Annotated in this window: 15 protein-coding genes; 11 read left to right on the top strand and 4 right to left on the bottom strand. The window is 75.5% G+C overall.

Annotation, left to right across the window (positions count from 1 at the left end):
- Nucleotides 1–20 precede the first annotated feature (20 nt).
- The 4 genes from ACZ6ZT_RS02530 to ACZ6ZT_RS02515 all read right to left on the bottom strand — a co-directional run bounded on the left by ACZ6ZT_RS02530 (nt 21) and on the right by ACZ6ZT_RS02515 (nt 5,627).
- The gene (locus tag ACZ6ZT_RS02530) at nt 21–1,493 is read right to left on the bottom strand and encodes a multicopper oxidase family protein (protein WP_469714780.1); all 1,473 of its coding nucleotides are present in this window, start codon (nt 1,491–1,493) and stop codon (nt 21–23) included.
- Nucleotides 1,494–1,651: 158 nt separating this feature from the next.
- Nucleotides 1,652–2,845 carry an anhydro-N-acetylmuramic acid kinase gene (locus ACZ6ZT_RS02525; protein WP_469714778.1) on the bottom strand — a complete coding sequence of 398 codons (1,194 nt, stop codon included), beginning with the start codon at nt 2,843–2,845 and terminating at the stop codon, nt 1,652–1,654.
- Nucleotides 2,842–4,209, bottom strand: coding sequence for an MFS transporter (locus ACZ6ZT_RS02520; protein ID WP_469714776.1), 1,368 nt, complete (start codon nt 4,207–4,209; stop codon nt 2,842–2,844). The genes ACZ6ZT_RS02525 and ACZ6ZT_RS02520 overlap by 4 nt, the downstream gene beginning before the upstream one ends.
- On the bottom strand, nt 4,206–5,627 hold the full coding sequence (locus ACZ6ZT_RS02515) for a L,D-transpeptidase (RefSeq protein ID WP_469714775.1): 1,422 nt from the start codon (nt 5,625–5,627) through the stop codon (nt 4,206–4,208). The genes ACZ6ZT_RS02520 and ACZ6ZT_RS02515 overlap by 4 nt, the downstream gene beginning before the upstream one ends.
- 185 nt (nt 5,628–5,812) lie before the next feature.
- On the opposite strand from ACZ6ZT_RS02515, the gene ACZ6ZT_RS02510 reads away from it, so the two are divergent.
- The 11 genes from ACZ6ZT_RS02510 to ACZ6ZT_RS02460 all read left to right on the top strand — a co-directional run bounded on the left by ACZ6ZT_RS02510 (nt 5,813) and on the right by ACZ6ZT_RS02460 (nt 24,598).
- Nucleotides 5,813–6,433 carry an L-threonylcarbamoyladenylate synthase gene (locus ACZ6ZT_RS02510; protein WP_469714773.1) on the top strand — a complete coding sequence of 207 codons (621 nt, stop codon included), beginning with the start codon at nt 5,813–5,815 and terminating at the stop codon, nt 6,431–6,433.
- Nucleotides 6,434–6,934: 501 nt separating this feature from the next.
- Nucleotides 6,935–9,202 (top strand): AfsR/SARP family transcriptional regulator, encoded by a 2,268-nt coding sequence (locus tag ACZ6ZT_RS02505; protein ID WP_469714772.1) that lies wholly within the window; start codon nt 6,935–6,937, stop codon nt 9,200–9,202.
- A gap of 102 nt (nt 9,203–9,304) precedes the next feature.
- A complete protein-coding gene (locus ACZ6ZT_RS02500) occupies nt 9,305–11,515 on the top strand; it encodes a TOMM precursor leader peptide-binding protein (protein ID WP_469714770.1) in 2,211 nt (736 codons plus the stop codon).
- A 673-nt stretch (nt 11,516–12,188) separates the two neighbouring features.
- The gene (locus tag ACZ6ZT_RS02495) at nt 12,189–14,111 is read left to right on the top strand and encodes a TOMM precursor leader peptide-binding protein (RefSeq protein ID WP_469715026.1); all 1,923 of its coding nucleotides are present in this window, start codon (nt 12,189–12,191) and stop codon (nt 14,109–14,111) included.
- Nucleotides 14,112–14,161: 50 nt separating this feature from the next.
- Nucleotides 14,162–15,745 carry a SagB family peptide dehydrogenase gene (locus ACZ6ZT_RS02490; RefSeq protein WP_469714768.1) on the top strand — a complete coding sequence of 528 codons (1,584 nt, stop codon included), beginning with the start codon at nt 14,162–14,164 and terminating at the stop codon, nt 15,743–15,745.
- A gap of 39 nt (nt 15,746–15,784) precedes the next feature.
- The gene (locus tag ACZ6ZT_RS02485) at nt 15,785–18,637 is read left to right on the top strand and encodes a lantibiotic dehydratase (protein WP_469714767.1); all 2,853 of its coding nucleotides are present in this window, start codon (nt 15,785–15,787) and stop codon (nt 18,635–18,637) included.
- Nucleotides 18,625–19,707, top strand: coding sequence for a lantibiotic dehydratase C-terminal domain-containing protein (locus ACZ6ZT_RS02480; protein WP_469714765.1), 1,083 nt, complete (start codon nt 18,625–18,627; stop codon nt 19,705–19,707). Before ACZ6ZT_RS02485 ends, ACZ6ZT_RS02480 begins: the two co-directional genes overlap by 13 nt.
- A gap of 20 nt (nt 19,708–19,727) precedes the next feature.
- Nucleotides 19,728–20,816, top strand: a complete 1,089-nt coding sequence (locus tag ACZ6ZT_RS02475; RefSeq protein ID WP_469715024.1) for a peptidase M50 — start codon at nt 19,728–19,730, stop codon at nt 20,814–20,816.
- A gap of 88 nt (nt 20,817–20,904) precedes the next feature.
- Nucleotides 20,905–21,891 carry an ABC transporter ATP-binding protein gene (locus ACZ6ZT_RS02470; protein WP_469714763.1) on the top strand — a complete coding sequence of 329 codons (987 nt, stop codon included), beginning with the start codon at nt 20,905–20,907 and terminating at the stop codon, nt 21,889–21,891.
- Nucleotides 21,888–22,643, top strand: a complete 756-nt coding sequence (locus ACZ6ZT_RS02465) for an ABC transporter permease (protein WP_469714762.1) — start codon at nt 21,888–21,890, stop codon at nt 22,641–22,643. Before ACZ6ZT_RS02470 ends, ACZ6ZT_RS02465 begins: the two co-directional genes overlap by 4 nt.
- The gene (locus ACZ6ZT_RS02460) at nt 22,640–24,598 is read left to right on the top strand and encodes a TOMM precursor leader peptide-binding protein (RefSeq protein ID WP_469714761.1); all 1,959 of its coding nucleotides are present in this window, start codon (nt 22,640–22,642) and stop codon (nt 24,596–24,598) included. Before ACZ6ZT_RS02465 ends, ACZ6ZT_RS02460 begins: the two co-directional genes overlap by 4 nt.
- The last annotated feature ends 61 nt before the right edge of the window (nt 24,599–24,659 follow it).

The raw sequence follows: 24,659 nt of genomic DNA, 5'->3' as shown, positions 1-24,659 counted from the left end.
CCACCGGGGCGGGGTCCGGGTCAGGAAATCCGCATGTTCGCCATCATGCCCATGGCACCGTGGTCGAAAAGGTGGCAGTGGTAGACGTAGGTACCGCGGTAGCCGGTGAAGGTGGCCTGGACCTTGACGGTCTCGCCCGGCCTCAGCGGGACGGTGTCCTTGAGTCCGGTCTCGGGGCCGGAGGTGACCGGCTGCCCGTTGCGCTCCAGCACCCGGAACTGCACGAGGTGCATGTGGAAGTTGTGCGGGGCGAACTGGTTGGAGTTCTTCACGGTCCAGATCTCGGTGGCACCGTAGGCGATCTCGGTGTCGATCCGGTCCATGTCGTACGTCTTGCCGTTGATGTACGCCTGGCTGCCCGGGCTGCCGGTCTCGTCCATCTTCATGTCGACGGTGCGGTTGACGGTGGCGGCGGGGAGCGGCGGCAGGGTCCGCAGGGTGTCCGGGACGACGCTGTCGTCCTGCGCGCCGCGGGTGATCCGAAACTGGACGACCTTGCCGACCAGGTCGGCCGACTCGAAGGGGGAGACGTCCTTGTTGACCAGTTCGACGGTGCTGCCGACGGGGTAGCGGGAGAAGTCGATGACGACGTCGGCGCGCTCGCCCGGGCTGATGGCGACGGTGTCCGTCCGGTACGGGGCCGGGAGCAGTCCGCCGTCGGTGCCGATCTGCACGAGCTCGGAGCCGTCGGCGAGGCGGAGTCCGAAGAACCGCTGGTTCGCGGTGTTGGTGAAGCGGAAGCGGTACTTGCGGGCCGCCACCTCGAAGTAGGGCCAGGGCTTGCCGTTGGCCAGGATGACGTTGCGGTTGTGGAAGTCGCCCATCTCGTAGATGAGTTCGCCGGAGGTGGAGAAGCGGGCGTCGCGCAGCGAGACCGGGATGTCGTAGGCGCCGGAGGGCAGGCGCAGGCGGCGCTCGATGTCGTCGGTGAGGATGTAGGTGCCCGTCATGCCGCGGAAGACGTTCTCCGACTCCATGTGGTGGGCGTGGTCGTGGAACCACAGGTTCGCGTGCGGCTGGGTGTTGGGGTAGGTGTACGTCTTGGTGCCGCCGCCCGGGGCGATCAGGTCCATCGGGGAGCCGTCACTGTCCTGCGGGACGTGGGCGCCGTGCAGGTGGATCGAGGTGGGCACGGAGAGGGAGTTGGTCTGCCGGACGACGACGCGGCGGTTCGACTCGGCCTTGATGACGGGGCCGGGGAAGGAGCCGTTGAAGGTGCGGACGGGGGTCTTCAGGCCCGGCACGATCTCCCGGGAGACTTCCTTCAGGTCCATCCGGTAGTAGCTGGTGGTGCTGGTGGTGAGGTAGGGCTGGAGGACGGGCGCGAGCGGCATCCGCTGGGTGAACTTGGCTATGCCGGCCGGGTCGAGCTCGGCCGCGGCGGCGCGGGGCTCGGTCGCGGTGGCGGTGACGGCGGGCAGCAGCATGCCGCCCGTGCCGACGATGCTGGTGGCGGCCACGCCTGCCCTGAGTGCGGTCCGTCGAGTGATCAACTGTTCCCCCGTGGATGGGTCTCCCGGCGCCTCGCGTGCCGGACGGCTGGACGCACGGGTACGCGGATGTGGACGCCGGAAGCCTGTACGAATCCACTGGTGCCGCACTCGTGCCGCCGTGGTGCGCCGTGGTGCCGCCCTCTTGCCAGGCCGTACGGTCAGGTCGCCCGGGCCGGGGCGATGGTGAGGGCGTGCGGCGGGCGGGCCGGGGTGGGCGGGAGCCGCAGGGGGCGGCGGCCCGGGGTGAGGGAGCCGAGGACGCGGGGGCCGCGGGCGCCGGTGCAGTCGGGCACGTTGCCGGGGAGGCCGTGCAGGGTGAGGAAGCCGAGTACGGCGAAGGCGTACGCCTCCTTCGCGGCGGCCGGCAGACCGAGCGCGTCGGAGCCCAGCAGGACGGTGTGCGGGGGCAGTTCCGCGCGCAGCGCCGCCATCAAAGCCGGGTTGCGGGTCCCGCCGCCGGAGGCGATGACCTCGGTGGCGCCGAGCGGGCGCAGCGCGTCGGCGACCGTCCGGGCGGTGAGCCGGGTGAGGGTGGCCAGGACGTCCTGCGGCGGCAGGCCGGGGAAGGGGGCGAGGGCGGTGCGCAGGTGGCCGGGGTGGAACAGTTCCTTGCCGGTGGTCTTGGGGGCGGGCAGCCGGTAGAACGGCTCGGCGAGCAGGCGCAGCAGCAGCGGTTCGTGGACCCGGCCGGCGGCGGCGAGGGCGCCGTCCTCGTCGTAGTCGAGGCGGCCCGCGGTGAGTTCGCGTACGGCGGCGTCGAGGAGGGCGTTGCCGGGGCCGGTGTCGAAGGCCACGGGTGGGCCGCCGGGCGGGAGGGCGGTGAGGTTGGCGATGCCGCCGAGGTTGAGGGCGGCGGGGGTGCCGGGGCGGCCGCGCAGCAGCATCAGGTCGATCAGGCTGACGAGCGGGGCGCCCTGGCCGCCGGCGGCGACGTCCCGGGGGCGGAAGTCACTGACGACGAGGCAGCCGGTGGCCTCGGCGATCCAGGCCGGGTTGCCGAGCTGGAGCGTGCCGTGCACCTGGCCGGCGTCGGCCCAGTGGTAGACGGTCTGGCCGTGGGAGGCCACCAGATCGGCGCGGCCTTCGCACAGCTCGCGGTCGGCGCGGACGGCGAGGGCGGCGAAGGCGCGGCCGATGCCGGTGTCCAGGCGGCACACGTCGCCCAGGGTGGTGGCGGCGGGCGGCAGGGCGGCGGCGAGGGCGGCCCGCAGGGGGGCCTCGTAGGGGGCGCTGACCATGCCGAGCGGGGTCAGGCGCAGGGTGGTGGCGTCGTCGGGGTCGAGGGTGAGGTCCGCGGCGGCGGCGTCGACGGCGTCGTACGAGGTGCCCGACATCAGGCCGATGACCCTCACCGCAGCGGCCTCAGGTGGTCGTCGCCGCGCAGGCTCGCGAGGGCGGGGACGCTGAGGGCGCAGAGGCCTCCGGCGTAGTAGGCGGGGACGTCGGGGTCGCCGGTGGCGGCCGTCAGGGCGGTGATGACGAGGCCCGCGCAGCCGGCGAAGACGGCGTTGGCGAGGGCGTAGGAGACGGCGAGGCCGGTGCAGCGCACGGGCGCGGGGAACATCTCCGCGAGCATGGCGGGGCCGGGCCCGGCGAGCAGCCCGACGGCGGCGCCGGCGGCCAGGAGCGCGGCGGCCCTGGCCGGGGCCGGGGCGGCGGGGTCCTGGAGGAGGTGCAGCAACGGCAGCGCGCAGCCGGCGATGACGAGGGCCCCGCCGAGCATGACGGGCCGCCGGCCGACGCGGTCGCTGAGGATCCCGGCGGGCAGGATCGAGGCGGCGAAGCCGAGGTTGGCGAGGGCGGTGGCACCCAGCGCCTCCCGGAAGGAGGCGCCGAGCGCGGACTGGAGGTAGGCCGGCAGCACCACGAGAAACGCGTACCCGGCCCCGGACCACCCCATGACCCGCCCCACCCCGAGAACAACGGCCCACCCGACTCCGACCCTGCCCTCCGCGGGGGCGGGGGCGGGGTCGGGAACGGGGGGCGCGGGTTCGGGGAGGGTGGTGCGGAGGTGGAGGACGGTCAGGCCCATCGGGAGGGCGAGGAGGAACGGGACGCGCCACCCCCAGGCGTACAACGCCTCCTGCGACAGCAGCGAGGCGAGCACGGCGGCGACCGCGGCTCCGGCGAGGAGGCCGAGGGCGACGGTGAGGGACTGCCAGGCTCCGTGGCGGCCGCGCCGGCCCGGGGGCGCGAGCTCCGTCATCAGGGCCACCGCACCGCCGAACTCCCCTCCGGCGCACAGGCCTTGTACGGCCCGCAGCAGGACGAGCAGCCATGGCGCGGCGGCGCCGGCCGTCTCCCGGGTCGGGAGGAGGCCGATCAGGGTGGTGGCGAGGGTCATCAGGCCGATCACGAGGACCAGCGCGGGGCGGCGGCCGGCCCGGTCGGCGAGGCGGCCGAACAGCAGGGCTCCGGCAGGCCGGAAGAAGAAGGCCACGGCGAAGGACGCGTAGGTGGCGAGGAGCGGGACGGCCGTCGGCGGCGCCGTGGCCGCCGGGTGGTCCGGGGTGAAGAAGCGGGCGGCGATGACGGTGGCGAAGGAGCCGTAGACGCCGAACTCGTACCACTCGACGAAGTTCCCGGCCGCCCCCGCGAACAGCGCACGACGCGGCCGCCCCCCGGGTCCGGCGGCGCCACCCCGCGGCGGGGCGGCGGCCCCGCCGGGAACCCGGGCAGGAGGCCGCCCGGCGGGGCCGGGGGTCGGTGGGGTCATGTGGTGGGGAAGAGGCGGGTGGGAGTGGGGGGTGGCGGGGTGGTCGGGTGGGAGAGGGCGCTGCCTGCCAGCCAGGCGGACCAGGACAGGTTCCAGTCGCCGATGCCGTTCGCGAAGGGCGGCATCGGCTCGCCGCCGCTGTTGACCACCTCGACGACGTCCCCCTCCCGGACCTGCTCGAAGAACCAGGCCGCGTCCTCGGTGCTCATCCCCGTACAGCCGTGGCTGACGTTCTCCTCGCCCTGCGACTCCACCGACCAGGGCGCGGCGTGGATGTACTCGCCGCTCCACGTCACCCGGGTCGCGTACTGCACGGGCAGGTCGTAGAACTCCTTGGTGCCCTTTCCGATGCCGACCGTGTCCCCGCGCATCCGGACCTTCGGCTCCTTGCCGAGGACGACCTTGATGCCGCTTCGGGTGAGGAACCCGGCCTTGCCGGTGGTGACCGGGATGGTCCGGACGACCCGGCCGTTGCGGCGTACGGTCATCTCGTGCGCGGCGGCGTCGGTGACGGCCTCGATCCGGTCGGCGACGGTGAACTCCACGGGCTCGGACGGGCCCCCGTACCCGTGGTCGCCGAGCTCGACGCCGTCGAGACCGCTGCGGACGCGGACCACCGTGTGGGCGGGCCAGTAGGTGCGCGGCCGGAAGTGCAGGGTGGCGTCGTCGACCCAGTGCCAGGCGCCCTCGACGTGCGGCCGCGAGGTGACCTGGAGGGCCTGTTCGACGCGGACCCGGGCGTCGGTGTCCTCACCGGGGACCGGGTGGCTGAGGGTGGCCGTCACGATCTGCCCGGCTCCGTACGTGCCGGGCAGGGGCCCGAACTCGGCGGTGAGCCGGCCCCCGTCGGCCGGCGGCGCGGTCCGGAAGGCCATGGTGACGCCGACCGGGGTGCCGTTGCCGTCCTGGGCGCCGACCCGGACGGTGTAGCTCTCCCCCGCCCGCAGGGGTTCGGTGTTGCGCCAGAGCCCGCCGCCGTGGGCGAGGGCGCCGGCCAGGTGGCGGCCGTGCCCGTCCTGGACGGTGACGTCGGTGAGGCTGCCCGCCCGGGCCCGGGCGAGGGCGATCTCCAGCGGGCCGCCGGAGTCGGTGGGCAGGGCCGCGGTGCGGGCGAGCGCCGGGTCCGGCACGACGGACCCCGCCCCGCGGGCGGTGGCCAGCACCCGCTGCTCCCGCCAGTCCCCGCACCGCCCGGTGCGGAAGGCCCCGGCCTCGCACCAGCCTGCGCCGTCGGCCCGGCCCGCGTCCACGGCCCGGCCGACCAGCAGGGTGACCGCCGCCTCCCGGCCCGGGCCCGCGGCGGGCTGCCCGAAGGAGCCCTGGAACGGGTCCGGTTGGCCGGGGGCGGCGGCGACGGTCAGGACGGCGCCCGTCACCGCGGCCACCGCGCTCCATGCTTTGGTCCGTGACTTCGCCACGCAGCCCTCCCAGATCGCACACCGCCGGATGGCAGCATCAAAACGACCGGAAGCCGAAACGATGATCGTAAACTCGGCCCTGGGGCCGAACGGGCGCCCCAAGAGAACCCGTACGGAGCAGGGGCCGCCCCCTGCCGGTCCACCGTGTGGCGGAGGTGGCGGGTCCGGTCCCGTAGGCTCGGCGGATGGCGAAGTACTTCGACGTGCACCCCGAGAATCCTCAGCGGCGCACCCTCAGCAGCGTGGCCGACAGCATCCGCTCGGGTGCGCTCGTCGCGTACCCGACCGACTCGTGTTTCGCATTGGGATGCCGGCTCGGCAACCGTGACGGCCTCGCGCGGATCCGGACGATCCGCGATCTCGACGACCGGCACCACTTCACGCTGGTGTGCCAGAACTTCGCGCAGCTGGGTCAGTTCGTGCACGTCGACAACGACGTGTTCCGGGCGATCAAGGCCGCGACGCCCGGCCCCTACACCTTCATCCTCAAGGCCACCTCCGAGGTGCCGCGGCAGCTGATGCACCCGAAGAAGAAGACGGTCGGGGTCCGCATCCCCGACCACGTGGTCACCCAGGCGCTGCTCGCCGAGCTCGGTGAGCCGCTGGTCTCCAGCACGCTGCTGCTGCCGGACGAGGAGGAGCCGCTCACGCAGGGCTGGGAGATCAAGGAGCGGCTGGACCACGTGGTGGACGCCGTGCTCGACTCCGGGGACTGCGGCACGCGGCCGACCACCGTCGTCGACTTCTCCGGCGGCGAGGCCGAAATCGTGCGCCGGGGGGCCGGCGACACCGACCGCTTCGAGTAGCCCCGCGCCGCACCACCGCAGGTCCCGTTGCAGACGAAGGGTGGATTCCGCTTCCAGAAGCGGAATCCACCCTTCCTACAGTCTGGTTTTAGCCACGCGGGGGATCATTGCCCTCCAGGTCGCGGCGGATCCGCAATGTGACCGCAATTCAAACTCTGGCATCCGGCGCGGCAAAACTCGTTTACTTGCGAAGTATTGACGCCGGGCCGGTAACTCAACGAGTCTTGCGCGTGACGCAGAGGAGAAGGGCAGCCGGAACGCCGGAAATGATCCGGCCGACACCTCGACTTTCACAAGATCCGTTATGTAGGGTTCCAGCTATTCACCGCCCAACGGGGAGCGGCGAGGGGTATCAGACCATGGTCCGGACTATTTCCGGAGCAGGTCTGACGTCTGCCGTCTGAGGCATAAGCTCCGCACACCACCGCCCCCGGCACACTCGTCTGTGAGACACGTGACCCGACACGGGGGACCATCATGCGGTTCCAGCTATTGGGGCCCTTGAGTATTGCGCACGGCCCCGAGACGGTGGTTCTCAAACCGTCCAAACCCACCAGTCTGCTCGCGGCGCTTCTGCTCCATCCCGGCGTCGTGGTTTCCACCGGCTATCTGCTGCGCGCCGTTTGGGATGAGGAGCCGCCCGCCACGGCGCGGGCCGCGCTCCAGACGTGCGTGCTGCGGCTGCGCAGGTTATTCGCGAAATACGGCATATCCGCGACCACCATCGAGGCCGTGCCCGGCGGATACCGGATGCACAACGACACCGAGACCCTCGACCTCGTCCTGTTCCGGTTACTGACCGCCCGGGCGCGGGCCGCCGCCGGCACCGGCGAGGAGCTGTACCGGCTCCGCGAGGCGCTCTCGCTGTGGCACGGACAGCCGCTGGCCAACGTGGCCTCGCGCATGCTCCAGCGGGACGCGGTGCCGGCCCTGGAGCAGGAGCGGCTGCGGGTGCTGGAACGGGTCTGCGACCTCGAACTGGCCGCCGGGAACTGCCATCAGGTGCTCGTCGACCTCTACGAGAGCGCCCGCCGCCACCCGGTCCGCGAACGGTTCACCGAGCAGCTCGTCGAGGCGCTCTACCGCACCGGCCGGCAGGCGGAGGCGCTGGCCGAGTACCGCGCGGTGCGCGACCGGCTGCGCGAGGAGCTCGGTGTGGATCCCGGGCCGGGGCTGCGGCGGCTGGAACTCGCGATCCTGCGGGCCGAGGAGCTGGGGCCGGCGGTACGTACGGACACGCCTGCCGAAACCCCTTACCGCGGCGGCGAGTTGGCCACCGCCGTGCCGGTACGGCGGGAGGTGGCGGGCGGGCCGTCGCCGGTGCGTGCCTTCGCCGGGCGGGAGGCGGACCTGCGGGCGATGGCGCGGCGCCTCACCGACGCCGACGGACCCCGCATCGTCGTCGTCTCCGGGGCCCCCGGCATCGGCAAGTCGGCGCTCGCGCTGCAGAGCGCGTACGAGGTCCGCCGCGCGTTCCCCGGCGGGGTGTCGGTCATCGACCTGGCCCGGCCGGACGGGAGCGGCCTGGAGGTGGAGGAGGCCCGCAAGCTGCTGCCCGAGCCGGGCGGCGAGGGGCGGCGGCTGCTGGTCCTGGACAACGCGGCCGGCGCCGGACAGGTGCTGCCGCTGCTGTCCGGGGCCGGCGACGCCTCGGTGCTGGTGACCAGCCGGCGCGGGCTCGCGGCGGTCGTCGCCACCTACGGCGGGGCCGTGCACCGGCTCGACGTGCTCGGTCCCGGCGAGGCGTACCGGCTGCTGTCCGGGCTGGTCGGGGCGGAGCGGATCGGCGCCGAGGAGGCGGCCGCGCGAGAACTGGCCGGGGTGTGCGGGTACTTCCCGCTCGCGCTGCGGATCGCCGCCGGGCGGCTGCTGACCCGGCCGGGGCTGTCGGTCGCGGACTGCGCGGCCTGGCTGGCGGAGGATCCGCCGGGCCGGCTGGCCCTGGCGGAGGACCCCCGGCTGTCGGTGCCGGAGGTGTTCGGCCAGGCGGTGGGGGCGCTGACGGCCCCGATGAGGGAAACGTTTCTTCGACTGGGCGGGCTCGCTCCGGCGCAGGCCCTGACCCGGGCCGGTAGCGAGACCGTCCTCGAACAGCTCGTGGAGGCGGGCATGCTGGAGGACGGCCCGCCCGGCCAGCCGTACCGCATCCACGCCTTCCTCCACGTCTACGCCCGATGGCTCTCCCGAACCCTCACTCCCGATCCCGACACGGAACCCTTCGGCAAGGTCCCCGCCCGGGCGGGGACCGGAGCCGCCATCCCGACAGAGACGCAGACCGACGCGGAGTCCGGGGCCGGGCCTGGGGGCGACGCCGGGTTCGGGACCGAGGCCAGATCCGGGACTGACGCCGCGTCCGGGACCGACGCCGGTCCGGGAGCCCACGACGGTGCCCGGCCCGGAGCCCCCATCCCGACCGGGACCCGCACCGGGACGCAGGCCGACGCCCCGCCGTGGGCCGAAGCCCTGCCCACGGCCCGGGCCGAGGCCGACGCCGGCCCTGGCGCGGGGGCCCACGCCAGCGCCCGGGCCGGAGTTCCCCTCCCGACCGGGACCCGCACCGGAACGCAGGCCGACGCGGAACCCGGCACCGGCACCGGAGCCGAACCCGAGACCGGCGCGCGGGACGGGGCGCAGGCCGACCTCCGGTCCGGGGCCGGAGCCCCGTCCAGCGTGCGGGCCGAGGCCGGTGTCGGGGCGGGCGGCAATGTCAGTGCCCGGGACGGGGGGCGGGCTCGGCCGCCGACCGGTGTGGCGCCGGTGACGGGCTGACCCGCCGGTCCCGCTCCCCCGCGCCGCCGCCTCCGCGCCGTCCCTCCGGGCGTTTCCCGCCTCCCGTCTCCGTCCCCACCAGACCGCAACCAGAGGTGTTCCGTGTCCCAAGCCAGCTTCGACGACCTCGCCGCCACCCGGCCCCGGATCCGCCGGGACGTGCTCTTCACCGAGACCCCGGACGGCGTGCTCTTCCACAACTCCGACGGCGGGTTCCGGCTCACCGCCCGCTCGGCGTACCGCTTCGCGACGCTGATCGTCCCGCACCTGACCGGCGAGCACTCGGTCGCCGAGCTCTGCCAGGGGCTGGGCGACCCCCAGCGCGCGATGGTCGGTGAACTCGTCAGAACCCTGTACGAACGGGACTTCGCCCGCCCCGTGGCCGACCCGGCCCCCCGGCCCGCCGCCGTACCCGAGCCCGACGTGGCCCGGCGGTACGCCCCGCAGATCGCCTACGCCGACCACTACGCCGACGACGCCGAGGCCCGCTTCCTGCGCTTCCGCGGCACCCGGGTGGCCGTCCTCGGCGACGACGCCGTGGCCCGCTGGTGCGCGCTCAGCCTGGTGCGCAACGGCTGCGCGTCCGTGGCGCTGGCGCCGGGGGCGGACCTCGCCGAGGCGGCGGCCGAGGCGGCGGAGGCCGTCGCGGACGGCTGCCCGGTGGAGGTCCGTACGCTGACCACGGCCACGCCCGGCTGGGCGGAACTCGCCGACGCCGACTTCGTGGTGGTCACCGGAGGCCCCGCGGCCCCGGCGCGGCTGCTGCCCCTGCTGCGCGCCGGGATACCGGAGGGCCGCTCCCTGCTGGCCGCCTGGTCGTACGGGGACGACGTCGTCGTCGGCCCGCTGATGACGCACGGCACCGCCGGCTGCTGGTCCTGCGCCGCGCTGCGGCTGGGCGCGACGCGCGGCGGGGCGGGCGCCGCGGAGCTGTGGAGCGCGCTGGCGCTGCCGGAGGCCCCCCTCGCGGCGGGGCCGGTGCCGGGGCGGCCGCTGGCCGCGATGATCGGCAACCTGCTGGGCTACGAGGTGTTCCGCGCGACCTCCGGCACGCTGCCCGCCGAGACCGCCGGGCGGCTGCTCGTCCAGGACACCGCCTCGCTGGACGTCACCGCCGAGCCGCTGTTCCCGCACCCCCGGTGCCCGTTCTGCGCGCAGGAGGAGCCCGCGGCGGCTCCGCTGGACCTCGCGGCGGCGGGCCGTTCGGGGTCGCCCGCGCTGCCCACGCTGGAGACCGCCCGGGACGCCGACGCGCTGGTGGAGGAGCTGAACCGGCGTTCCGCGCTGGTGCGTCCGTACGCGGGGGTGTTCACCCGGTACGCGGACGAGGAACTGACGCAGATCCCGCTGAAGCTCGGCGCGGTCGAGCTGGGCATCGGGCACGCGGGGCCGCGTACGGTCGCCGCCTTCGACGTCCATCACGTGGCCGGGGCCCGGATGCGGGCGCTGGACGCCGCCGCACTGGTGTACGCGGAGCACGTGGTGCCCGCCCGGGGCCTGGTGAAGGCCGGCGCGGCGGACGCGGTGGCGGAGGCGGTCGCGGTCCCGGCGGGGCTGGCGACGGCCTCCGGGCTACCGGGCGAGGTGTCCGCGTACCAGCGGGGCGTGTCGCTGCTGACGAAGGAACCGGTGCTGGTGCCGGCGGGGGCGGTGCGGCCGTTCGGTCCGCACAACGCCGGCCGGCTCTTCGAGCGCACCCGGGCCGGGGCCGGGGCCGGCCCCTCCCCCGCCGACGCGGCCGCCGCCGGGCTGCTGTCCGCGCTCGGGCACGCCGCGCTGCTGCGGGCCGTACGGGGCGCCCCGGCGGCCCTGGTGCCGCTGCCGGATCCGGAGGGCGCCGACGCCGAACCGGCCTTCCTCGTACGGTCGGCGGAGCGGCTCGGGCTGCGGCCGGAGCTGCTGGACCTCGGCGAGGGCGGGCGCAGCGGGGTGCAGGTGCTGCTGGCCCGCGCCGGGGAGCGGTGGGCCCTGGGCGAGGGGCTGGACCGGCGCACGGCGGCGCTCGCGGCGCTGCGGGAGCTGCTGGGCGCCGCGCAGTACGCCGCCGATCCGGCGGGCCGGGCCCCGGCCGACACGGGGGACCCGCTGCTGGCCGACCTGGACCCGCGGACGCTGACGACGGCCGGTGCGGCGGACGCGGCGGCGGACACGGACGGGGCCGTCTCCTGGGAGCGGGTGCTGGAGCGGCTCGGCGCGGCCGGGCTGGACGCGTACGCGGTGCCGACCGGCTCGGCGGAGCTGGCGGGCGCGGGCCTCCACACCGTGCGCGTGCTGCTGACGGCGGCGGTGCGGGAGCCCGGCGATGACGCGTGACTCCCCCGCCCCCGCCGACCGGGTGAGCGCCGCCGCCACACTGGCGCGGGCCCTCGGCGCGGAGGCCGCCGCCCGGTTCGCGGTCCTGCTGGACCGCGCCCTCACGACCCTCGACGGCCCACCGGTGACCCTGGCCCCCCTGGGCCTGGACAACGCCTTCGCCACCCCGGCCCCGGGCGAGGCAGGGGCCGACGCGGCCGAGGCCCCCGACGCGCCTGCTGCACCCGGCACGGCGGCCGAGCCCGAGGGGACCGAGGGGGCTGCTGCACCCGGCACGGCGGCCGGGGCCGACGGGACCGAGGGGGCTGCCACACCCGGCACGGCCCCCACCCCCGGCCGGGCCCCCACCTCCGGCCGGGCCGCCGCGGCCGGTGCAGCCGGTGCGCCCCAAGGCAGGGGCCTGCCTGCCGGCGTGCCCGACGCGGCCGACGTGCCCGGCGGGGCCGAGGGGCCCGACGCGGCCAGCGCGGCCAGCGCGGCTGACACGACTGACACGGCTGACACGGCTGACACGGCCAGCGTGCCCGACGCGGCCAGCGTGGCTGACGTGCCCGGCGTGGCTAACACGGCTGACGCTGCTGACACGGGTGACACGGGCAGCGTGGCCGACGCGGCTGAGACGGCTGAGACGGCCAACCCGGCTGACGCGACCAGAGTGCCCGACGCGGCCACCGTGGCTGACGTGCCCGACGTGCCCGGCGCAGCCAACGCAACCGCCGGCGCGGGTGCGCCCCTCGCCGACGCCCTCGGCGCGGCGGCCGGCCGGCCCGCCATCCCCGTGCGCCTGTACGGGTACCAGGCCGTCGTCGGGCCCGTGCCCGTCGCGGGGCCCGGCTGTGCGCGGTGCCTGGAGCGGCGGTGGCAGGCCGTGCGGTCCGTCGCGCTGCGGGACGCGCTGGAGCTGGGCGGCGGGACCCGCGCGGCGGGCGGGTGGCCGTACGCGCACGCCTTCGCCGCCGACGCGGTGGCCGCGCTGGTCACCGCCGTCGCTGGAGCCGGCCCGGCAGCCGCTCCAGGAGCGACCCCGGCGGGCGCGCCGGCAGCCACCCCGGGAGGCACGTCGGCAGCCGCGCCCGGGGCCGTCCCGCAAGCCGGCCCGGCAGCCGGTCCGTTTCCCGGGGTGTGGGCGCTGGACCTGCGGACCGGGGCCGTCCGGCGCTACCCGCTGGTGCCGGACCCGGAGTGCCCGGGGTGTGGCGCGCCCGCGGTGGACGCGCCCGCTCCGCTGGATCTGACGCCCGCACCCAAGTACCGCCGGGGGACGTTCCGTACCCGTCCCGTGGAGTCGTACGCACTGGAAGTGGCGGCCTTCGCCAATCCGCTGTGCGGGGCCCTGGGGCCCTCCCTGGTGCAGGACGTCTCCTCGACGTCCACCTCCGCCACCATCGGCTGCTTCTCCATGCGTTCGGGCGAGTACCTGCGCGAGACGTTCTGGGGCGGTCACACCGCCACCTTCGACCGCAGCGCGCGCGTCGGGGTGCTGGAGGGGCTGGAGCGGTACGCGGGGATGCGCGCCCGTTCCCGTACCACCAGCGTGACCGGCTCGCTGCGGCGGTTCGGCGCCGAGGCCGTGGACCCCCGCGACGTGGGCCTGTACAGCGAGCGGTTCCACCGGGACAACCCCCGCGTGCGGCCCTTCGACCCGGACCGGGAGATCCCCTGGGTATGGGGCTGGTCGCTGCGCGACCGGGAGCCCCGTCTGGTGCCGGAGATCCTGACGTACTACCACGCGCCGGGCCTGGAGAACCGGTTCGTCCAGGAGAGCTCCAACGGCTGCGCCTCCGGCGGGAGCCTGGCCGAGGCCTGCTACTTCGGGCTGATGGAGGTCATCGAGCGGGACGCCTTCCTGCTCGCCTGGTACGGGCGCCAGCCGCTGCCGGAGATCGACCCCGCCACCAGCACCCGGGCCGCCACGCGGGCGATGGTCGACCGGCTGGCCCTTTACGGGTACCGGGCACGGTTCTTCGACACCCGGATCAGCTTCCCGGTCCCGGTGGTGACCGCCGTCGCCGAGCGGTTCGACGGCGGCACGGGCCGGATGTGCTTCGGGGCGGGCGCCGGGCTGGACCCGGAATCGGCGCTGGACTCGGCGCTGTGCGAGATCGCCACCGACGCCGTCAACCTGCCCGGCCGCACCGAGCGGGACGCGGACCGGCTGCGTGCCATGGCCGCCGACTTCGACCTGGTCACCGCGCTGCACGACCATCCGCTGGTGTACGGGGTGCCGGAGATGGGCCGGCACGCCGACTTCCTGCTCCGCGCCCCGGCCCGCGAGCCGCTGCGGCCGCTGTCGGCGCTGCGCTTCCCCGAGGGGGTGGCGGACGACGTGCGCGAGGACCTGGCGCGCTGCGTCGGCGCCGTCGCCGCCCAGGGGTTCGACGTGGTGGCCGTCGACCAGACGCTGCCCGAGCAGCGGGCGCTGGGCCTGCACACCGTCAGCGTGCTGGTGCCCGGACTGCTGCCGATCGACTTCGGCTGGTCGCGCCAGCGGGCGCTGGGCATGCCCCGGCTGCGGACCGCCCTGCGCGCGGCGGGACTGCGCGAGCGGGACCTGGCGGACGCCGACCTCAACCCGGCTCCGCACCCCTTCCCCTGACCCCCGGACGCCGGCGCGCCCGGCACCCCCGACCGACCGAGGAGGCCCCCGTGGGCCACGCCCATGACTACGCCGGCGCCATCATGTACCGGGGCCGGATCCCGATGGAGCCCGTGGACTTCGTGCCCGACTGGGCCGACCGCCCCCGCAAGGCGAAGTTCTACCCGGACGCGGAGACCCTGCCGCTGCCGGACCCGGCGGAGGGGCCGCGGCCCGCGCCGGGGTTCACCCTGCCGCTGCTCTCCGGCATGCTCCAGGACTCGTACGGGCTGACCGGGCGGCGCCTGGGCGTGCAGGCCAACACCGACCTGGCGGCGCTGCCGCACTACACGCAGGCCAACTGGTCGCGGGGCACGGCCTCGGGCGGCGGTCTCTACCCCGTCGGCGTGTACTGGGCGGCCGGGCCGGGCGGCCCGCTCGCCCCGGGCCTCTACCACTACGCCCCGCACCAGCACGGGCTGCGCCGGCTCCTGACGGGTGACGTGACGGGCGACGTGCGCGAGGCGCTCGGGACGACGGGGCGGGAGGGGGCGACAGGGACGGAGGGTACGGCAGGGCCGGAGGCGGCCTCCCACTACCTGGTGCTGAGCGTCAAGTACTGGCAGAACGCCTTCAAGTACAACAGCTTCTCCTTCCACGCCGTGAGCATGGACGTCGGCGCGCTCCTCCAGACCTGGCGGCTGTGGGCGCGGGCGTACGGGCTGCGGATCGCGCCCGCGCTGTGGTTCGACGAGGAGCGGCTCGCCCGGCTGCTCGGCGTGGCCCCCGAGGAGGAGGGGATCTTCGCGGTGCTCCCGCTGGAGTGGGCGGGCGACGGGACCCGGCCCGCCCCGCCGGCGCCGTCCTCGGGCGCGGCCGTCCGCCACCGGGACAGCGAGCGTTCCCGTACGGTGCTGTCCTTCGCGGCGCTGCTGCGGATCCACACGGCCACCCTCGGCCGCGCCGCCGACCGGCCCGCGCCGGAGGCTTTGGACGCGGCGGCCGCGTACCCGCCGCGCGGCGGGACGCCGCTCCCGCTGCCCGCCCCGCCCGCCGCCCCGCTGGAGCCGGTGGCGGCGCTGCGGGCGCGGCGCAGCAGCTTCGGCCGGTTCGACGCGACCCGGCCGGTGACGGCGGCGCAGCTCGGCGCCGCGCTGGCCGACTGCGCGGCCACCCGGGTGGGCAGCGAGGCCGAGCGCCCCGGGGGGCCTTCGCTGACCGCGCTGTACGCCTTCGTCAACCACGTCGAGGGCGTCGAGCCGGGCGGTTACGCCTACGATCCGGCGGCCCACGCGCTGCGGCCGGTGGTGCCGGAGCCGCCGGGGGCGTTCCTGCAGGCCAACTACTTCCTGTCCAACTACAACCTGGAGCAGGCGGCGGCGGTGCTGGTGCCGACCGTGCGCACCACGGCCGTCTTGGACGCGGTGGGTGACCGGGGCTACCGACTGGTGGGCGCGGCGGTCGGCGCGGTGGCGCAGACCTTCTACACCACGGCGGCCGCGCACGGGCTCGGCGCGGGCGTGGCGCTGGGCTTCGACAACGTCTCGTACGCCGAGCGGTTGGGACTGGCGGGCACCGACGAGGCGCCGCTGCTGATCATGCTGCTCGGCCACGAGCGGCCGCGGCCCGCCGACTTCCGCCACGAGATCGCCTGACCGGGTGCCGAGAGCCAACGAGAGAAGCGGACGATCAGGATGAACACCACCACCGAATGGCGCGCGGGCGACCGGTTCATGCTGCGGGTGGCCGGCCTGCCCCTGACCGCGGCCGACGCGCTGCGCTGCCCGGACACCCGGCGCTGGGCGGCCGACGTGCTGGCGGCCGAGGACGCCCTGCGGGCGGACGCTCAGTGGCTGAGCGAGGTCCTGCACCGGGCGGTCGGCGCGACGGATCCGGAGCCGGGCGGCCCGGACGCGGCCCGGCGCCGGGCCCTGCTGGGGTTGCGTCGGCAGATCCACAACGGCCGCCCGCCGGCCGACCCGGAGGCCGCCCTGCGGGTGCTGGCGGAGATCGGGGAGACGGGGAAGATCCAGCAGACCGGCGGGACCGCGGAGACCGGGGAGATCGGGGAGCCGGGCGCGTCCGGCGCCGCCGTGGAGCGCCTCGGCGGCTGGCTGCTGCGGGCGGCCGAGCTGGCGAAGCTGCTGGCCGAGGGCGAGCCGCTGCTCGCCGCCGATCTGGGCCGGGGCCGGGCCGCGCTGTGCGAGCTGCTGGGCGACGAACGGCTGCGGCACGGGCTGCTGCTGGCGTCCCCGGTGCTGGAGGGTCAGCTCGACGCGTACGCGGAGGCCGTCGCGGACGGCCGGGTACCGGGGGGCCGGGCCCGCAAGGCCGAGCGCTCGGTGCTCTCGTACCTCTACCGCACCGCCTGCAAGACCAGCCCCTTCAGCACCTTCACCGGGGTGGCGACCTGCCGGTTCACCGAAGCGGCCGGGGAGGCGGACGGCATCCGGGTCGCGGACGACTGGAGCAGCCATGTCCGGCTGAACGTGGTGGTGCTGGCCCGGCTCGCCGAGCTGGTCCTGGCCGATCCGGTGCGCCGCCGGGACCTGCCGCTGCGCCCGGCTCCGGGCTGGGGGCACGCGGAGGACCGGATCCGTTACGTGCGCCGCTCGGTCACGGCCGGCGACGACTCGGCGGCCGTCACCTTCGACGCCGTCAAGGACCGGCTGTTCTTCCTGCGCCGCAGCGGCACCCTCGACCGGATGCTGGCCCTGTTCGCGGAGCGGGAGGAGCGGTACGGGGCACCGGAACTGCGCCACCGGGAGCTGGCCGGGTGGCTGGCGGCGGAGCACGGGGCGGCCCCCGCGGAGTGCGAGGCGTACCTCGGGGCGCTGCTCCAGCTCGGCATGGTGCGGGTGCCGTGCCTGGACACGCAGGTGCACGGCGGGGACCCCGTACGCGCCTTCCAGCGCTCCCTCGCCGCGCTGGAGCGGCCCTGGGCCGACGCCCTCGCCGGGCTCCTGGAGGAGCCGGCCCGGCTGCTGGAGCGCTACCCCCGGGCCGGGCGCGCCGAGCGGGCCGGGCTGCTGCGCGCGCTGCGGGCCGCGCTGCGCCGGGCCCAGACGGAACTCGGCGCGCCCCCGGACGCGCCGCTGCCGCAGACCCTGGTCTACGAGGACGTGAGCGCGGGCCGCGAACTGGCCGCGCCGGTCCCCGCGTGGGCGCGGGAGGGTTCCGGCGGGGGCGCGCTGCGCTCGGTCGAGCGGATCCTGCCGGCCTTCGACCTGACGCTCGCCCAGCGGATCACCTTCGAGGGGTTCTTCACGGCCCGCTACGGGCCCGGCGGGCGCTGCGAGGACCTCCTCGGCCTGGTCCACGACTTCCACGAGGACTTCTTCGACCAGTACCTGTCCTTCACCGCCCGGCGCACGCCCTTCGACGCGCGCGGCCAGTACGTGCCGGAGGAGAACTGGCTCGGCCTGCCGGGGATCCGGGCCCTGGACTCGGCCCGGTGCGCCTTCACCGACCGGATGCGGGCGCACTGGGCGGCGTACCGGGAGCAGGGTGGCAGCGGAGGCGAACTGCGGCTCTCCGAGGAGGACATGGCTGCGGTGGCGGCCGAACTGGAGCCCGTGGTGCCCGGTTTCGCGCCGCGCTGCCACCACGTGCAGCTGGCCCGCGACCCGGCCACGGGCGGGCCGCTGACCGTGCTGAACCGCTCGTACGGCGGCCTGTCCTTCCCGTTCAGCCGTTTCACCCACGTCTACGGGGAGCGGGACGGCCGGTCGGGCCTCGACGGGCAGCTGCGCGCCACGGCCGCCGAGGTCACCCCGGACGGCGCCGTGTTCGCCGAGGTCACCGGCGGGCCTGTCACCACGAACCTGAACCTGCACGGGCGGCTCACCGAGTACGAGATCGTCTGCCCGGGCGAGAGCGGCACCCTGCCCGAGGACCGGCTGCTGCGCCTGGACGACCTGTACGCGGAGCACTCCGCCGGCACCGGCCGGGTGGAGCTGTGGTCGCGGCGCCTCGGCGTGCGGGTGATCCCGGTGTACCTCGGCTACCTGGTGCCGCTCGCGCTGCCCGCCGTACCGCGCACCCTGCTGCTGCTGTCGCCGTCCTCGATGTCCCCGCTGGACGTGTGGGCGGGGGTGCCGGAGCCGGTGGCGCACGGCGGGGTGAGCGCGCGGCCCCGGGTGGTGCACGGGGACGTGGTGCTCAGCCGGCGCAGCTGGAGCACCACGGCGGGCTGCCTGCCCGCGCGCGGGGCGCGGGAGGCCGCGCACTTCCTGGAGTGGCAGCGCTGGCGCCGGGCCCACGGGCTGCCGGAGCGGGTGTTCGCGACCGTGTCGGCGGGTCCGTCCGCGCTGGGGGCGAAACCCCAGTACGTGGACTTCGCGAGCCTGCTCTCGCTGGCCGCCTTCGAACCGCTGCTGCGGGAGCCCGGGCACCGGGTCGTCTTCCGCGAGATGCTGCCGGACCCCGGGGCGCTGCACACCTTCTCGGCCCGCGGGGCGCACGTCGCCGAGCTCGCCGTGGAAACCTTCACCACGACCCTCCCCAACCCTTCGGACGCGGAAGGCACTTCGAGATGTCAGAGCTGACCCCGACGCGTGGCGCGTGGCAGGCCATGCACATCTTCTACGCCGCCAACCCGCAGCCGCTGCTGGTGCGGTGCGTCCGCCCGCTGATCGCCTCGCTGACCGGGGACGGCCTGCTGGCGGGGCACTTCTTCATCAACTACTGGCTGGAGGGGCCGCACGTACGGCTGCGGCTGCGGCCCGTGACCCCGCGGGCGGAGGCGGAGGTGCGGCGCCGTACCGAGGAGGCGGTGTCCGCGTTCCTGCGCTCCCGCCCGGCGCTGTACGAGGTGGACTCCGGCTTCCTGAACGAGTTCTACAACACCCTCTTCGACATCGAGTTCCCGGGCGGGGACCGGGCGGCGTTCATGGGCGCGGACGGGCGGATGAACCTGCGGCCCAACAACTCGTACGCCTACGAGCCGTACGAGCCGGAGTTCGGCAAGTACGGGGGCCCGGCCGGGGTGGAGCTCGCCGAGTGGCACTTCGCGCACTCCAGCGATCTGGTCATGGACGCCTTCGGCTCGATGAACCTGCACCTGCGGACGGTGCTGCTGGGCACGTCCGCGCAGCTGATGATGGTGATGGCGGGGGTGTTCCTGCCCGGCCGGGAGGAGCTCGGCGACTACCTGGAGCGCTACTACCGGTTCTGGCACCAGGCCTTCCCCGGTACGGGTTTCATCGGCTCCGCCGAGTACGACCGCAGCTACGGGGAGACCGCCCCCGGGCTCGCGCGCCGTTTCGCGGGGGTGCTGGAGGCCCTCGGCTCCGGGGAGACCGGCCGGCTGCCCGCCTTCCTCGCGGGCTGGGCCGAGCACTGCCGGGAACTGCGGCGCCGCGCCGAGGCCCTGGCGGTGGGCGGGGAGCTGGTCTTCCGGTCCTGGGACGGGAGCCGCGACGAGCGGGTGACGGATCCCGCGGTGGCGCTTCCGCTGCTGCTCTCGCCGTACATGCACATGACCAACAACCGGCTGCACGTGACCATCCGCGACGAGGCCTACCTGGCACACCTGCTGGGCCGGGTCCTGCGCGAGGAGATGACGGCCCGGGGCGCCGCGTCCGGGGCGGCCGGGGCGCCGGTGGTCGGGCCGTGAGCGCCGCCGCGCCCCCGGGGATGCCGGAGCTCCGGCCCGCGCTGCGGCCCGGGATCCTGCTGTCGCCGCCGCTGCTGAACGGCCCGGCCGTGGTGCACCTGGTGAAGGACCCGGTCTCCGGGGCCTCCTTCGAGATCGGCCCCAAGGAGTACTTCCTGGTCTCGCGGCTGGACGGCTCGCGCAGCCTCGCGGAGATCGGCGAGGCGTACGGGGCGAGGTTCGGGCGCCGGCTCGGCGAGCGGAACTGGCAGCAGCTGCTGGGGCTGCTCGGGGCCCGGCGGCTGCTGGCGGGCGGCCCGGCGCCCGACCCGGCCGCCGGGCCCGGCCCGCAGCGCACCGGGGGGCTGCTGCGCGGGACCCTCCGGCTGGTCGCGGACGCCGATGCCACGACGGCGCGGCTGCACCGGTTCCTGCGGCCGGCCCTGCGGCCGGTGGTGCTGGGTGCGCTGGTCCTCGTATGCCTGGGCATGGAAGGGGCGGTGGCCCTCGCGGGCCGGGAACTCCTAAGTGACCTGTGGTGGTTGCTGTCGCGGCCCGTGCCGCTGCTGGCGGTGGCCACGCTGCTGTGGCTGAGCACCGCGCTGCACGAGTTCGGCCACGCCGTCGCCGCCCGGCACGTCGGCGGGCGGGTCGGGGAGATCGGGCTGCGCTGGCGGCTGCCGGTGGCGATCATGTACTGCACCGTGGAGAACTACCGCTACCTCCCGCGCCGCCGCGCCCAGCTGGCCGTCGCCGGGGCGGGGGCCTTCGTCAACCTGCTGTTCCTGCTGCCCTTCTGCCTCTGGTGGGTCGCACTGCCCGCGGGCGACGCCACCGGCCGGGTGCTGGGCGCGCTGTTGCTGCTCGGCAGCGCGCAGGCCCTCGTCAACCTGGTCCCGCTGCCGCCGCTGGACGGGTACACCCTGTTGGGGCACGCGTTGCGCGTGACCCGGCTGGCGCCCGCGAGTTCGGCGTACCTGCGGCTGCGGATGCGCGACCGGGCCGCGGCGGACGCGTACCCGCGGCGGGCCCGTCGGCTGTACCTCGGCTACGGGATCGGCTCGGCCGTGCTGGTCCTGCTGCTCGCCGGGGGCGGGGTGGCCGCCGTGGTACTCGCCGTGCGCGCGTGAAACGCCCTCCGCCGCCGGCCCTTTCCCCGCTCCCGCTCCCCACCCAGACCGAACACCGAACACCGACACCGAGGGAACCGCACCGCCCATGACAACTGACCGCACCCCACCGCCCGACGCGACCGAGGCCGGTCCCGTCGCCGTCTCCGTCCAGGAGGTCCGCAAGCGCTACGGCGACCGGCAGGCCGTGGACGGCATCACCCTCGACGTGCGCCGCGGGGAGTTCTTCGGTCTCCTCGGCCCCAACGGCGCGGGCAAGACCACCCTCATCGAGATCGTCGAGGGCCTGCGCCAGGCCGACTCGGGCACGGTCGAGGTCCTGGGCCACCGCCCCTGGCCGCGCAACACGGCCCTCCTGCCGCGGATCGGCGTCCAGACGCAGGCCTCGGCCTTCTTCGTCCGGCAGACGGCGCGCGAGCACCTCGCCACCGTGGCGGGGCTGTACCGCAAGGACTCCGCCGCCGCCGACCGCACCCTGGAGACGGTCGCGCTGACCGAGCAGCGCGACGTGCTGGTCGAGAACCTCTCCGGCGGCCAGCGCCAGCGCCTGGCCATCGCCTCGGCGCTGGTCCACGACCCGGAGCTGATCTTCCTGGACGAGCCGACGGCCGCCCTCGACCCGCAGGCCCGCCGGGACCTGTGGGAGGTGCTGCGCGCCCTGAAGGGCCAGGGCCGCACCATCGTCTACACCACCCACCACCTGGACGAGGCCGAGGCCCTGTGCGACCGGGTGGCCATCCTCGTCGCGGGCCGGATCGCCGCCCTCGACTCCCCGCACCGGCTCGTGGCCGCCGCCGGGGCGCCGGCCCGGCTGCTGGTGCCTGCCGGGCGCATCGACCGGGCGCGGGCCGCGGCGCTGGACGGCGTCGACCGGGTGAGCGAGCAGGGCGGCTCGCTGGTGCTGGAGACCTCGTCACCCGGCCGGGTCCTCCAGGCCGTCGACGCGCTCACCGGGCTCGACGGGGTGATGACCCGTACCGCGACCCTGGAGGACGTCTACCTCGAACTGACCGGCCACCACGGCCCCGCGGCCGACCGCATCCCCGCACAGCACACCACGGAGCCCACGGCATGAGCGCGTACACGGCACTGACCGCCGCCGGATACCGGGCCCAGGTCCGGGACAAGGCCACCCTGTTCTTCACCTTCGCCTTCCCGCTCCTCTTCCTCGTCGTGTTCGGCCTGATCTTCAGCGGCCAGGACGTCGAACAGAGCGGCCGGCCCTACATCTCCTACATCGCGCCGGGGGTGATGTCCTGGGGCGTCGCCAACGCCGCCGTCTTCGGCATCGCCTTCACCCTGATGCAGTGGCGGCGCGACGACCTGCTGCGACTGATCCGGCTCACGCCGACGCCGCTGACCACCGTGCTGGCCTCCCGGTACGTACTGTCCCTGGTAGTGGGCGTGGTACAGGCGGCGGTGTTCGTCGCCGTCGCCATGCTGCCCGGCTTCGGGCTGGTGCTGGACGGCCGCTGGCCGCTGGTGCTGCCCGCGCTGGTGGCGGGCGTCACCGCCTTCATGGCGATCGGCGTGATCGTCGGGACCTTCGCCAACACCCCGGAGGCGGTCGCGGCGATCGCCAACTGCCTGATGGTGCCGATGGCGTTCCTGTCCGGGTCGTTCCTGCCGCTGGACATGATGCCGGGCTGGCTGCGGTCGGTGTCCCGGGTGCTGCCGCTGCGCTACCTCAACGACGCGGCGACCGGGGCGCTGACCGGCTCGGGCTCGCTCGCCACCATCGGGATCGGCTGCGCGGCCCTGTGCGGGTTCGCCCTGGTGTTCGGCGGGATCGGGCTGAGGACCTTCCGCTGGAGCAACCAGTCATGACCGCGACGAGCACGGCGCCGGCCGGGGCGGCTCCCGGGGCGGCGGCCGGCGCCCCGCTGGAGTCCGCGCGGCGCACGCTGGAGGGGTACCTCGCCGGGGCTCGCGGCGGGCCCGCCGTCGTCACCCTCGGGGTGCACGACGCCCTCGGGCCGCGCGCCGCCGACCCGTTCGCGGCGGTGCGGCCGGGCGCCGCCGTCCACCTCGGCGCCCGGGCCGTGCTGCTCGGGCCCTGGGGCGGCGACGGCAGCGCCCCCGCCTGCGGCCAGTGCCTGGCCATGCGCTGGCAGCGGCTGCGCAGCCGCAGCGAACGGGACGCGCTGGAGACCGGCACCGGGCCCGTCACCGCCGTCGGAGCGGAGTGGCCCCGGCTGTCCCCGTACGTCCTGGAGGCGGTGGCCGCCCTGTACGCGGCCGTCCGGGGCGGCGGAGTGCGCGCCCCCGGGCCGCTGGCGGCCGACCGGGCGCTGCCCCAGGTGTCCCGGCTGGACCTGGAGACCCTCCAGGTGCGCACGTACCCGCTGGCCGCCGACCCGCTGTGCCCGGACTGCGGCCCGCGCGGGACCGACGTACCGCGGCCGCTGCGCCCCGCCTCCCGGCCCAAGCCCTCCCCGGGCGCGCAGCGGCTGCGGGCGGCTTCCTCGTACCCGCTGCCGCGGGAGGCACTGGCCAATCCGGTGACGGGGGTGCTCGGCGGCGGCACCTGGATCAACGTGACCTCACCGACCACCGCGCCCGTCGCGGGCAGCGTCTTCATGCGCGGCTACGCGGGGCTGACCGACGTCACCTGGAGCGGGCAGGCCAACAGCTTCGCCGCCAGCCGCGACCTGGCCTTCCTGGAGGGCCTGGAGCGGTACGCGGGCACGCACCGCCGCACGGGCGCCACCGAGGTGCTCACCGCCTCGTACGCGGAGCTCGGCGAGCGGGCGCTGGACCCGGCGGAGTGCGGCTTCTACCCCGCCTCGACCTACCGCGACGACCCGCTGGTCTCGCCCTTCGACCCACGGCGGCCCATCCCCTGGGTGTACGGGCATTCGCTGCGCGACGACCGGCCGGTGCTGGTCCCGGCCCGCCTGGCCTATTACAGCGCGGGGCTGGCCGCCGACAACTTCGTCTTCGAGTGCTCCAACGGCTGCGCCATCGGCGGCTGTACGGAGGAGGCGCTGCTCGGCGCGCTGCTGGAGCTGATCGAGCGGGACGCGTTCCTGCTCGCCTGGTACGGGAGCCAGCGGCTGACGGAGATCGACCTGGCCTCCGTACCGGGACCGGCGGTGCGCATGATGGTGGACCGGGCGGCCCTGCAGGGGTACGACGTGCACGCCTTCGACAACCGGATCGACCTGGCGGTGCCCGTCGTCACCGGGCTCGCGGTGCGGCGCGACGGCGGGCCGGGGCTGTACTCCTTCGGGGCGGGCGCGGCGCTGGATCCGGCGGCGGCGGTGGAGGCCGCCCTCTCGGAGGTGCTGACCTACATTCCGCACCTGCCCGGGCAGGTGGCCGGCCGTCGGCCGGAACTGGAGGCCATGGCCGGGGACTTCTCCCTGGTCAAGCACCTCAAGGACCATGCGCAGCTGTACGGGCTGCCCGCGATGTCCGAGCACGTGCGCCCCTACCGGGAGCCGCTCGCGGTGCGGCCGGTGGCGGAGCTGTACGCCGGGTGGGAGGAGCGGCGGCCCCGGACCGGGGACCTGCGCGACGACCTGATGCTGTGCGTCGGCGAGTTGACGGCCGCCGGGCACGATGTGATCGTCGTCGACCAGACCACGCCGGAGCAGCGCCGGGCGGGGCTGAGCACGGTGTGCGCGATCGTGCCGGGGCTGCTGCCGATCGACTTCGGCTGGTCGCGCCAACGGGCCCCGTACCTGCCGAGGCTGCGGACGGCCGCCGTGCGCGCGGGGCTGCGGGAGGCGCCGCTGACGGACGCGGAGATCCGGCTGGTGCCGCACCCGTTCCCCTGAGGCCGGGGGCGGGACGCCGGATGCCCCGGGCCCCTCGTGCGAGGGGTCCGGGGCATCCGTG

It is taken from the genome of Streptomyces sp. NPDC102258, from assembly GCF_055584685.1.
Note: the sequence above shows the minus strand (reverse complement) of the source record. Positions and strands in the feature narration are given on the sequence as shown.